A 10,297-nucleotide genomic window follows, 5' to 3' on the forward strand; every position below is an offset into this window, starting at 1 on the left:
AACATTATGTCAAAGTCCGTAATCCACACTGACCGGGCCCCGCAAGCTATTGGTACTTATAGCCAAGCAGTGAAATCGGGTACAACCGTATATTTATCAGGCCAAATACCTTTGGTTCCAGAAACTATGGAAATGGTTTCGAACGATTTTAAAACCCAAGCTATTCAGGTTTTCGACAATGTTACTGCTGTTTGTGAAGCTGCTGGTGGCACTACCAATGATCTAGTTAAAGTGAATATATTTTTGACGGATTTATCCAACTTCGCCACCGTTAATGAAGTGATGAGCCAATACTTTAAGCAGCCATATCCTGCAAGAGCAGCTATCGGTGTAAAAGAGTTACCTAAAGGCTCACAAATCGAAATTGACGGTGTAATGGAATTGCCTGAGTGATATTGCGTTAGAAAACGTAGTTTTTAGTTAGAGGTTTTTTTAGTGTCAGTGTCACCAGAACGTTATCAAAAAATTAGGGATGTGTTACGCAAGCGACAAACAAGCTTAACCGTTTGTTTAGAGCAAGTGCATAAACCCCATAATGTTTCCGCTGTAGTCAGAAGTTGTGATGCCGTAGGTATTCATCGAGTTCATGCTGTGTGGGATGATGAAACCAAAGAGTTACGCGGTGGCACCGCCATGGGCAGCCAGAATTGGGTGTACATGGAGAACCATCAGAGTATCGGCGATGCGGTTAGTCATTTGAAAAGCCAAGATATGCAGGTACTTGTGACCCATTTATCAGATGAAGCCGTGGATTTTCGAGATGTCGATTATACTAAGCCAACTGCGATAATTTTAGGCCAAGAAAAGTACGGCGCTACGCAACAAGCCATTGAATTAGCTGATCAAGAAATCGTGATCCCGATGGTTGGAATGGTGCAATCCCTCAATGTTAGTGTTGCTGCAGCCCTTGTTTTATACGAAGCCCAGCGGCAACGACAAATTGCAGGTATGTATGATTCCCAGCATCTTGAGGAATCGGATTGTCAGAAAATGCTGTTCGAACGAGGTTACCCCGACTTCCGCAGACTTTGTGACGAAAAAAACCTGCCATACCCACATATCGACGAACAAGGCAGCATAGTCGCCGACGACGATTGGTGGCAAGCGCTACAATTCAAAACCCTGTAGGCGGGTGCTTTAGCCCCGCGATTGAAATTTGTAATTCGCTATGTCCACGGCCTAAAGGCCGTGCTACATCTTTGCGGGATGGCTATTCTTTCCATTATCTTAATCCATGGCCTAAAGGCCATGCTACAAAAGCGCCATCTGTTCCTTTTCCACGGGCTAAAGCCCGTGCTACAAAAGCGCAACCTGTAGGCGGGTGCTTTAGCCCCGCGGTTGAAATTTGTAATTCGATACATCCACGGCCTAAAGGCCGTACTACATCTTTGCGGGATGGCTATTCTTTCCATTATCTTAATCCATGGCCTGAAGGCCAGGCTACAAAAGCGCCATATGTTCCTTTCCCATGGGCTAAAGCCCATGCTACATTGTTGTTTTTGTTATTAACTTTCAAAGGAACACTACTATGCGACCCTTTCACTTTATTGGCGTTTTTCTTATGCTTGTTTCGGTACAACTGTTTGCGTTGGATCGCACGGTTATTGCTGAATCTCCAGAAGATGTTACGCCTTTATTAAATGGGCAAACGATCCCCAGTGTAACCTTGCGCACCGCGGGGGGAGCGCCGGTAAGCCTTCAAGCTATGGTGATGCAACAACCCACTATCATTCTATTTTATCGCGGTGGTTGGTGCCCCTATTGCAGTCGTCAGTTGGCAGAATTGAAAGATATCGAACAGCCTTTACTTGAAATGGGTTATCAAATTCTAGCTATTTCGCCAGAATCACCAACACGCTTACAAGAACAAAAGCTCGAAACTGAATTTGCAGTTCAACTATTATCTGACGAGAGCCTGCAAGCCATTAAAGGCTTTGGCATCGGGTTTTACGTCCCGAATAAAACAAAAGAAAATTATAAAGCTAAAAAGAATATTGAATTAACTGCAGAGAGTAGCAGCGACCGTGCGGTATTGCCTGCACCTTCGGTGTTTATTACTGACAAAACTGGCTTAATCAAATTTAACTATGTTAATCCAAATTTCAGAGTAAGACCTTCGGCTGAACTGCTTTTACAAGCCGCTAAGTTGAGTTTGTAAATACTTACTACCAAATTTCACGCGGAATTAGCGTTGAGAAAATAGTGAGTCGAAATCATTTGATTGATTTCGACTCTGTTTTTTAAGTAGTGGTTTTGCCTTTTAGCAACTCGTCGTTAAGAATTCGCACTTCACGTTGAGGGAAGGGGATCTCAATACCGTTTTCTCGCAGTGTTTCAAAGATAATCAACATCAAATCCCCGCCCACACGGTTTTTACCATCATCAATACCTTCCATCCAAAACTCTACAAACATATTCACGCCAGAGTCGCCAAAACTATCAATTTCGCAATCAGGACGCTCTTCAAATGGCACATCCATACCACTTATCACAGAGGGGTGTTCCGCCACGGCCTCTTTAATTAACTCTACCATGGCGCGAATGTCAGTGGCGTAGGGTACGGAAAAGTCCACTCTGTAGCGCTGTTTAGGATCTTTGTGGGTCCAATTAACGATTAAGTTGGATATAAACTTTTCATTGGGTACTAGAATGTCTTTACCATCATAGGTTTCTAGTACCGTGTAACGCATTCTAAATTCACGCACAAAACCTTTGCTACCGTCATCCATTTCCACAAAATCGCCAACGGTTAACGAGCGATCCAATAAAATAATAATGCCAGAGATAAAATTTGAGGCGATGGATTGAAGCCCTAAACCTAATCCAACCCCAACAGCCCCACCAAATACGGCAAGCGCTGTAAGATTTATCCCCATTACATTCAACAGTAATAGGGCAATTATACAAAATAAGGCTACTTCAAAGAGTTTCGAAAAGACTTCTCTGGTTCGAATATCGATAGACTCTTGTTTGCGAATAATGTCTTTGCCAAAACTATTGGAAGCACGTCCTAACCAAAAAAGCACCGCACCAAAAATGAGCACTCGGACTACGCCATAAGCTGTAATGTTGACGTTACCTAAGGTTAGTGAAATATCTTCAAGAGCCATAATCACTGCGTCTAGTGAGCCTATTAAATGCAACAGTAGAATTGGTATACCAACCCATTTAAAGAGCTTTGCAGCGACGGGGTTCACAACTAAAACTCTGATCATAGAATAATAAAACAGTAAAACGGCAATGGTTAATGCGGTATCTAAAAACCAAGTGGGAAATCCGCTATTTGCGCTGGTTTCAATGATCACCTTTAAAACCACTAAGGCAATTAACGGGTATACCAAATAGCCAACTCGATAGGCTAGTTTACGCATTGGGTGGGCGCTTGGGTCAGGCTCATGGTGGGTGAGACCTACGGTATTTCGAATTTTTCCTGCCAACCAGAAAGCCAATAAATAGACTAAAACGACTATCGTCACTTGAGCATAAGTATTGGTGTCGGTTAAGCCAGCAATTACAAATTGCCACAGTTCTTCAGCGCGGATGGAAAAGGTTTCCAAGTTCATAAACACTCACATTTTCTGTTTTCTAGGCTCACTATGAATGAATAACTTCAATCCGTATAGGTGATTCAGTTTGAAACAGAATTTTAGTCTTCGATTCAATTAATTGTAGACGATGTAAACCATTCAGTTTAAACCCAGAGAAAACGGCTTTTATTGCAGGCAAACTCGCTCATTGCTGTGTCTATTAAAGGCTGATTAACGAGGTTTTGAATTTTTAGCTTTCAGAATAGTTGTATTCTGCTCACTGTAAGGCAGAATAACAGGTTGTGTGGTTCTGAATTAAAAAGGCTCAGATGCAATCTCTGGCAATAACAAAATTAACCGAGTTAAAAGGTGTAGGCAGTAAAGTCGCTGAAAAGCTCGAAAAAATTGGGTTAGTTACCATTCAGGACATGTTATTCCACTTGCCCCTTCGTTACGAAGACCGCACGCGCATTTATCCCATCGGTGATTTGCAGCCTTTTTTGCATACCAGTATTGAAGCTGAAGTCATGTCATGCGAGGTGCAGTTCGGACGCAAACGTATGTTGGTAGTGCGTGTTAGTGACAATACCGGCAGTCTAACCCTACGTTTTTTCCATTTTTCAGCGGCACAAAAAAATAGCTTAGAAAAAGGCACTACCATTCGGGCATTTGGCGAGGTGCGTGCGGGTAAGTTTGGTCTTGAGATGATGCACCCAGAGTATCGTGTAAAACGGGACGAGTCAGTTAGCGAATTGGAAGAGTCCCTTACGCCAGTTTATCCAACCACAGAGGGAGTTAAACAACTCACCTTACGTAACTTGAGTGAACAAGCCTTAACGAAATTAAAACAGGGTGGCCTAGCTGAACTATTGCCTGATAATCTTTATGCAGCCCAAATCAGCCTTGTTGATGCCCTAACCTTAGTTCATCGTCCCCCACCTGATGTTGCGTTAACGTTGCTAGAAGAAGGTAAACATCCCGCGCAACAGCGATTAATTATTGAAGAATTGCTAGCTCACCACTTAAGTGTGCTAAAGGTGCGTCAACAAAGTAAGCGCCAACATACTTTCTCAATACCTGTTTCCACCCAATTGCTTGGCCAATTTTTAGAAAGCTTACCGTTTTCTCCTACTAATGCTCAATCACGAGTGGTGGCTGAGATTCAACATGATATGCAACAAGATGCTCCTATGATGCGTTTAGTGCAAGGCGATGTGGGCTCGGGTAAAACCCTAGTGGCCGCAATGGCTGCTTTATCTGCTATAGGCGCAGGTTTTCAAGTGGTGATGATGGCCCCAACTGAACTTTTGGCAGAACAACATGCTAACAACTTTAGCGGCTGGCTCTCACCTTTGAATATTCGAATCGGTTGGTTGGCGGGTAAGTTAAAAGGTAAAGCTAGAGAATCGGTTTTAGGCGAATTGAAAAGTGGTCAGATTGATATGTTAGTAGGTACTCATGCGGTGTTTCAGGAAGCCGTGGAATACCATAAATTAGCCTTAGTGATTGTTGATGAGCAGCACAGGTTTGGAGTACATCAACGTTTGGCGCTAAGGGAAAAAGGCGAGCAACAAGGTGCATTTCCCCATCAATTAATAATGACAGCAACGCCTATTCCTCGAACGTTAGCTATGACCGCTTACGCTGATCTTGATACCTCTGTAATTGATGAGTTACCTCCAGGCCGCACTCCCATCACCACAGTCGTGTTGCCGGATACTCGCAGAGGCGAGGTGATAGAAAGGGTGCGTAATGCAGCCGTTAATCAAAAACGACAAACCTATTGGGTATGTACCCTTATTGATGAATCAGAAGTGTTGCAGTGTCAGGCTGCCGAAGATACAGCCATTGCGCTGAACACTGCGTTGCCTGAATTAAACGTTGGTTTGGTGCATGGTCGTTTGAAATCCCAAGAAAAGCAGCAAATTATGGAGCAATTTAAGCAGGGTGAATTAGACTTACTAGTTGCTACAACGGTAATTGAAGTAGGAGTGGATGTGCCTAATGCCAGCTTGATGATTATTGAAAACCCAGAGCGTCTTGGATTGGCTCAATTACACCAATTGCGTGGACGAGTGGGTCGAGGCTCGGTGGAAAGTCATTGTGTGTTGATGTATCAAAGCCCGCTATCGAAAACTGCCAGTAAACGCTTAAGTGTCCTGCGTGAGTCCCATGACGGATTTTATATCGCTCAAAAAGATCTCGAAATTCGCGGACCAGGAGAGCTACTGGGAACCAAACAAACGGGATTAGCAGATTTACGAATCGCCGATTTAATTCGTGATGCTGAGCTCATACCCGAGGTACAAAATATTGCTGATCATATGTGGCAACACTATCCGTCAAAATCTCAAGCCATCATTAATCGATGGTTAGGACATAAAGAGCGTTATGGCCATGCTTAAGCTATTATTATCTGAACCGGACAATCCATTGTTGCAGGAACAAGCCCGAGCTTGGCAAACAAAGTGGGGAATGGAAATTGATAATCAGCAAACGAACGGCTTAGCGTTAGTGCTAGATCAAGACTATTTAGCCCTTAAACAATTAGATGAGCCTAAATTAGGTGCTGTTTATGTGGATTTTGCCTCGGATATTTTGACTTTTAGGCGACAGCAAACCAGCGTTCGCAAAGAGTCCATAGCTAAGGCTGTGGGAATAAAAGGCAATGTGTTTCCTCATGTGTTAGACGCCACCGCAGGTTTAGGGCGAGATGCATTTATACTCGCTAGCTTTGGCTGCCATGTTGATATGATAGAGCGATCTAAAGAGGTTGCAGCGTTACTGAGTGATGGATTGCATCGTGCTGAAGGGCATTCACTTTTAGGCGATTGGTTGCCTCAACGAATGGCACTTTTTCATGATTCAGCCGTCAATTTGTTAGCAAATTGGCAAGGAATACAACCCGATGTGGTGTATTTAGATCCTATGTTTCCCCATCGCAAGAAATCAGCGTTGGTGAAGAAAGAAATGCGTTTGTTTCAAGCGTTACTAGGGGCCGATGAAGATGCAGATGATTTACTGGGACCTGCATTAGGCCTCGCGAAACAGCGAGTTGTGGTAAAAAGGCCAGAATCTGCGCCTTATTTACAAGAAAATGAACCAAATATGTCCATCAAAGGTAAAAAGCTTCGGTTTGATGTCTATTTTACCCATATTTAAAATTAATTGGAGAACGCTATGATTAGCATTGGAAGTCAGTTGCCAGAAGCCGAAACTACCGCAAGAGTAGACGGTAAAATGAAAACATTTACTACCAGCGATCTTTTTGAAGATAAAAAAGTAGTAATGTTTGCCGTTCCTGGTGCATTCACACCAACATGCTCGCAAGCCCACTTACCTGGTTACGTGGCATTAAGCGACAAAATAAAAGCAAAAGGTGTAGACACGATAATATGTTTATCGGTAAACGATGCTTTTGTGATGGACACTTGGGGAAAACAACAAAATGCCGACGATATATTAATGTTGGCGGATGGCGACGGTAGTTTTACCAGCGCAATCGGGATGAATATCGACACAGGTAATTTCGGCGGTGTGCGATCATGCCGATACAGCATGTTAGTCGATAATGGCGTAGTTAAAATATTCAATAAAGAAGAGCCAGGTACCTTCGAAGTTAGCGATGCCGAAACCATGTTAAATGCACTGTAGGCGGGCGCTTTAGCCCCGCAAAAGTTGTATGGTTTAAATCCTTGGTTTAATCCATGGCCTAAAGGCCATGCTACAAAGCAAAATCCTATCTGTAGGCGGGCGCTTTAGCCCCGCGAAAGTTGTATGGTTTAAATCCTTGGCTTAAACCCATGGCCTAAAGGCCATGCTACAAGAGCAAAATCCTATCTGTAGGCGGGTGCTTTAGCCCCGCGAGAGTTGTATGGTTTAAATCCTTGGTTTAACCCATGGCCTAAAGGCCATGCTACTAGAGCAAAACCCTATCTGTAGGCGGGCGCTTTAGCCCCGCGAAAGTTGGTTAAGATAAATTCCATAACCTAAGGGTATGGGACAACGCAAAAATCCTATCTGTAGGCGGGTGCTTTAGCCCCGCGAAAGTTGTATGGTGTACACTCCACGGGCTGAAGATCCTGCTACAGGCTCCCTAACCTATAATGTTTAACTAATATTGCTCATTCAACCTGGGCGATAATTTTTTGGAGGTCTAATGATCCGGTTTTTATTGGTTGTGTTGGCATTTGCAGCGCCTGTCACTTATGGGTGTGAGTTTGAAGATGTGAGTTTTTCTGCCAAATTTGAGGCAGGCAGTTTAGATAGTTGTGAATTGAATAAAAATGGCGAGTACGTATTGACGTTCTTGCCCGAAGATAAACCTATTAATCCAAGCCCTTGGTATTATTTCAGCGTAAAATCAACAACGGCTAAAAAAATTGATGTGGTACTTACTTTCGATGGCTTTGCACCAAGATATTTACCGAAAGTGAGTACTGATCAAATGTCTTGGCAGCCCATTGCCTTTGATACAAATGACATGAGTATGTCGTTGTCATTGGACGTCACTAACAAACCTTTATACGTAGCTGCCCAGCGACCCATACCAAATTCGGCTTACGACGCCTGGTTAGATAAAGCCGCGCAAACTTACGCCTTTGAGCCCTTTGCTATTGGTAAGTCCACCGCAGGTCGCACTCTATCTGCTTTTACGTTACAAAAACCGGATAACAAAGAGTGGGTGATATTACTTGGTCGTCAACATCCTCCTGAGGTAACCGGTGCTGTAGCCATGTTCGCATTTTTAGACGAGTTTCTTGCTTACACTGCATCTAAAAGTGAATTTTTATCTCGATTTAACGTACTAGTGGTGCCGAATATAAATCCCGATGGAGTTGCAGAAGGTCATTGGCGTCATAGTCTGGGTCATAAAGACCTGAATCGCGATTGGAATGTATTTTCTCAACCAGAAACCAGGGCGGTTAAACAATATTTAGACGTTATAACTAATGGCGGCGGTAAAATTGTGATGGGTATGGACTTCCATTCAACACACAATAATGTTTTCTACACCATTCCACAGGATGAAAAGATCGCCCCAACAGAAATGGTAGTGACGTGGTTATCAAGTTTACAAGAAAAAACCGCAGGGGTGTTTAAGGTGAATGATAAGCCAGGGACTTCGCCAGGCAGAGGAGTGTTTAAGCAGTTTTTTGCTGATGTTTATAAAGTCCATGGCGTAACTTATGAAGTAGGTGATAACGAACCTGACGAAAAAACGCGTTATGTGGCTAAACATGCTGCAAAAACCTTAATCCAAACCCTCAATGCAACGCCGCCCGAAGCCTTTTATATTGAGAATAAACAGGTAAAAGCTTCTCCTCTGTAGCAGGGCGCTTCAGCCGCTGTATTTGGTAGTGATTATTCCACGGCCTAAAGGCCGTGCTAAAGGTTCCTCGACCTCGATGCTTTCGAACACGGCCTAAAGGCCGTGCTACAGGTTCCTAGGCCTCGATGTTTTCGAACACGGCCTAAGGGCCGTGCTACAGGTTCCTCGCCTTGATGTTTTCGAACACGGGATAAATCCCGTGCTACAGCTTCGTTGACAATATATAATCCCCTCTACAATTGAGGCGGGTATTTGCAAGCGCTCAAATTCCAACATACACAAAAACAGAGTAAAAATTGAAACAACTTGATGTCATTGTCATAGGCGCGGGTGCTGCCGGATTATTTTGTGCCGCTGAAGCCGCTAAACGTGGCCGAAAAGTGCAAGTGCTGGATCACGCTAAACGTATTGGTGGCAAAATACTGATGTCAGGCGGTGGGCGCTGTAATTTCACAAATATGTACGCTGCTCCTGAGAACTTTCTCTCTGATAACCCTCATTATTGTAAGTCAGCTCTAAGTCGTTACACCCAGTGGGACTTTATTGGTTTGGTGGCTGAATATGGCATTCCCTATCACGAGAAAACCCTCGGGCAATTATTTTGTGATGAATCGGCCAAAGATATCCTCAATATGTTGCTGCAAGAATGCGACAAGGCAGGGGCGGGGGTGACTAATCAATGTGAAATTATTGATATCGATAAAACGTCCGATGGTTTCATTTTGCAAACCAGCAAAGGTGAATATCGCTGTGAATCACTGGTGGTTGCCACCGGCGGCTTATCTATGCCCAAATTAGGCGCGTCACCTTTTGGTTTTAAAATCGCTGAGCAGTTTGGGTTAAGGGTAAAACCAACTCGAGCTGGATTGGTTCCTTTCACCCTGCATGAACAAGATAAAACCGTATTAGCCGAGCTAAGCGGCATCTCCTTAGATGCGCGAGCAAGCTGCAACAACACCAGCTTTAACGAAAATATTTTATTTACTCACCGAGGCTTAAGTGGCCCCGCGGTGTTACAAATCTCATCTTTTTGGCATCCAGGCCAAGAGGTTGAATTTGACGTCTTTCCCAATGGCGACTTACTCAACGAATTGCAACAAGCTCAGCAACAATCGCCAGATAGTTTGTTAGCGACAGCATTATCGAAACACTTTCCCAAACGTTATGTACAGACGGCATTGCCTTATTTAGGGCTAGAAAATAAACCCCTTAAACAATTCCAAGGTAAGCAACTTGAGCAGGTTTCCAGCGCCTTTCATCAATGGCAATTAAAACCCAATGGTACTGAAGGATATCGAACTGCCGAGGTAACCTTAGGTGGAGTTGATACCAACCAACTTTCCTCAAAAACCATGATGGCAAATGACGTGGATGGCCTATTTTTTATCGGCGAGGTAGTCGATGTTACCGGTTGGCTAGGGGGCTACAACTTCCAATG

9 protein-coding genes are annotated in these 10,297 nt (G+C 43.7%); 8 read left to right on the forward strand and 1 reads right to left on the reverse strand.

Annotation, left to right across the window (positions count from 1 at the left end):
- Nucleotides 1-6: 6 nt before the first annotated feature.
- The 3 genes from ABJV04_RS20870 (at nucleotide 7) to ABJV04_RS20880 (ending at nucleotide 2,158) form a co-directional block, all read left to right on the forward strand.
- A complete protein-coding gene (locus ABJV04_RS20870) occupies nucleotides 7-393 on the forward strand; it encodes a RidA family protein (RefSeq protein WP_348493659.1) in 387 nt (128 codons plus the stop codon).
- 48 nt (nucleotides 394-441) lie between these two features.
- Nucleotides 442-1,128 (forward strand): tRNA (guanosine(18)-2'-O)-methyltransferase TrmH, encoded by a 687-nt coding sequence (gene trmH / locus ABJV04_RS20875; RefSeq protein ID WP_348493673.1) that lies wholly within the window; start codon nucleotides 442-444, stop codon nucleotides 1,126-1,128.
- Nucleotides 1,129-1,528: 400 nt separating this feature from the next.
- A complete protein-coding gene (locus ABJV04_RS20880) occupies nucleotides 1,529-2,158 on the forward strand; it encodes a peroxiredoxin-like family protein (protein WP_348493660.1) in 630 nt (209 codons plus the stop codon).
- 82 nt (nucleotides 2,159-2,240) lie between these two features.
- Here the strand turns inward: ABJV04_RS20880 and ABJV04_RS20885 are convergent, their stop codons facing one another.
- Nucleotides 2,241-3,563 (reverse strand): mechanosensitive ion channel domain-containing protein, encoded by a 1,323-nt coding sequence (locus ABJV04_RS20885; RefSeq protein WP_348493661.1) that lies wholly within the window; start codon nucleotides 3,561-3,563, stop codon nucleotides 2,241-2,243.
- A gap of 293 nt (nucleotides 3,564-3,856) precedes the next feature.
- On the opposite strand from ABJV04_RS20885, the gene recG reads away from it, so the two are divergent.
- The 5 genes from recG to ABJV04_RS20910 all read left to right on the forward strand — a co-directional run.
- On the forward strand, nucleotides 3,857-5,932 hold the full coding sequence (gene recG, locus ABJV04_RS20890; protein WP_348493663.1) for an ATP-dependent DNA helicase RecG: 2,076 nt from the start codon (nucleotides 3,857-3,859) through the stop codon (nucleotides 5,930-5,932).
- Nucleotides 5,925-6,689 carry a class I SAM-dependent methyltransferase gene (locus tag ABJV04_RS20895; RefSeq protein WP_348493665.1) on the forward strand — a complete coding sequence of 255 codons (765 nt, stop codon included), beginning with the start codon at nucleotides 5,925-5,927 and terminating at the stop codon, nucleotides 6,687-6,689. The genes recG and ABJV04_RS20895 overlap by 8 nt, the downstream gene beginning before the upstream one ends.
- 18 nt (nucleotides 6,690-6,707) lie before the next feature.
- Nucleotides 6,708-7,181: a peroxiredoxin gene (locus ABJV04_RS20900; protein WP_348493667.1), complete on the forward strand. Its 474-nt coding sequence runs from the start codon at nucleotides 6,708-6,710 to the stop codon at nucleotides 7,179-7,181.
- A 505-nt stretch (nucleotides 7,182-7,686) separates the two neighbouring features.
- Nucleotides 7,687-8,859 carry a M14 family metallopeptidase gene (locus ABJV04_RS20905; protein ID WP_348493669.1) on the forward strand — a complete coding sequence of 391 codons (1,173 nt, stop codon included), beginning with the start codon at nucleotides 7,687-7,689 and terminating at the stop codon, nucleotides 8,857-8,859.
- Between the two features lie 296 nt (nucleotides 8,860-9,155).
- Nucleotides 9,156-10,297, forward strand: a 1,142-nt coding sequence (locus tag ABJV04_RS20910) for an NAD(P)/FAD-dependent oxidoreductase (protein WP_348493671.1), incomplete at its 3' end; no start/stop codon positions are given.

Origin of the sequence: Aliiglaciecola sp. (genome assembly GCF_039982535.1) — a bacterium.
Lineage (GTDB): Bacteria > Pseudomonadota > Gammaproteobacteria > Enterobacterales > Alteromonadaceae > Aliiglaciecola.